The organism is Synechococcus sp. R5-13 (genome assembly GCF_047462015.1).
Lineage (GTDB): Bacteria > Cyanobacteriota > Cyanobacteriia > Thermostichales > Thermostichaceae > Thermostichus.
Genome location: NZ_JANSIL010000218.1, coordinates 1 through 1,807, shown reverse-complemented (window position 1 = coordinate 1,807; position 1,807 = coordinate 1). Strand labels below are relative to the sequence as shown.

General features: G+C 60.2%; 2 protein-coding genes. Both read left to right on the top strand.

The window, feature by feature from the left end:
• A partial coding sequence (locus tag NW840_RS13800; protein WP_414344889.1) for a (2Fe-2S) ferredoxin domain-containing protein occupies positions 1 to 452 on the top strand: 452 nt, incomplete at its 5' end.
• Between the two features lie 309 nt (positions 453 to 761).
• Positions 762 to 1,730 (top strand): Gfo/Idh/MocA family protein, encoded by a 969-nt coding sequence (locus NW840_RS13795; RefSeq protein WP_414328990.1) that lies wholly within the window; start codon positions 762 to 764, stop codon positions 1,728 to 1,730.
• Positions 1,731 to 1,807: the final 77 nt, after the last annotated feature.

The window sequence follows — 1,807 nt, the reverse complement described above, 5'->3', positions numbered from 1 at the left end:
ATGCGGTGCAGATCTCGGGGGAGCGAGAAGTGGATCTGCACAAAGGGCGAGAAAAATGGGTGCTTTACCGGGTGGTTCCCCTCGGAGAGAAGGCGGAGGGTATGTCTTTGACGACAGCTCCAGCTTCCGGGGGTGAGACGGAGCCGGTTGTCCCAAAGGTCAAAGGTAAGGTGCTGGTCTGCCAGAAATCCGACTGTTATCGGCGGGGGGCCGGAGCGGTGATGCAAGCCTTGAACTCCCATTTGGCCGCCTACTCCGGTTCGATTTGCGTGCAGGGGGTGGGCTGCATGAAAGATTGTAAACGGGGCCCCCATGTGGTGTTTATGCCCGACAAAGCCCGTTATAGCGGCGTTTCCCCCCAAGGGATCCCGGATCTGTTGGAGCGGCATTTTGCCATTGCGTCGCGGGTACAGCAGGTTGAGACAGCGGCTTCTTCCCAATGCCCACGCTGACCCTCCATCGGCGAACGGCTCTGTGGGGCGGGCACGAGTGATTTTCCTTCTGCAGAGGAGCCGCTTTGGGTTGGTTTGAGACAGATTCCTTTCTTTTTCCCGGTGGTGGGCTGCAATTGACTGCCCTTGCCCCCCGGGAGAGGAGAGCCAACACAATCACACAGGTTGCTGCAATCGGAAATGAATGGTGCAAAGGGTGCAGCAGTAGACCTGGGGAGAGCGAGATCCCGATTGCCAGCTGGTGGAAGGGATCCCTCCTGTGTGATGCTACAGACAGAGGCAGGCTAGGGGAGGGAACAAACCTTGCGGGTGGGGATCATCGGCACCGGCTACGCAGCTCGCTCACGGGCCGAGGCCTTGCGCAAAGATGGGCAAGTGCAGATTGTCGCTGTTGCCGGTCGAGCTCCCGACCGGAGCGATGCTTTTGCCGCCGAGTTGGGGGCCGTCGCCTATTCGGACTGGTCTTCTCTGTTGGGCGAGCAGCGGCTGGATCTGGTTTTTGTCAGCACCATCAATCGGGATCATGCCGCCATTGCCCGTGCTGCTCTGGAGGCAGGGATCCACACCGTCGTGGAATATCCCCTCGCCCTCAGCGCTGCCGAAGCGCGTTCCTTGGTGCAATTGGCAGCCGAGCGGCAAGTGCTGCTGCACGTCGAACACATCGAGCTAATTAGCGGCGTTCACCGGTTGCTGAAACGAGAGCTGGAAGGGCTGGGCAAGCTCTTTGCCGTCCGCTACATTACCCTCACCGCCACCCACCCCGCTCCCGATCGCTGGACCTATCGGCCTGAGTTGTTTGGCTTCCCCCTCATGGGGGCCGTTTCTCGCATCCACCGCTTGGTGGACTTGTTGGGCAAGGTGGAACGGGTGAGCTGCCAACTGCGCTACGACGGGCCGGACCTGCCCCACCGCTACAGCAGTTGCTACTGCACAGCCCAGCTGAGTTTTGCCAGTGGGTTGCTGGCGGTGTTGACCTATGGCAAGGGGGATTCCCTGTGGTGCTCGCAGCGGCTACTGGAGTTCCACGGTCAACGGGGGGGCCTATTGATCAACGGCGAAGAGGCAACGTTGCTGCGGCCCGGCAGCGCCCACCCTCTAGAGACGGGATCCCGCCACGGCCTGTTCGAGCAAGACACCCGCATGGTGCTGGATCACCTGCGCCACGGCAGACCCCTCTATATCCATACTGAAAACATGCTCCACGCCCTGGCGGTGGCCGAGGCAGCCGAGCGATCTGCCCAAACCCAGCAGGTGGTTTGCGTTCAGGATTGGCCCTAAGGGAAGTCCCTGATACATTTACGCTGAACACTGCTGAACATCACTGTTCAACTATGCAGCGATAGCATTCTGTTTGT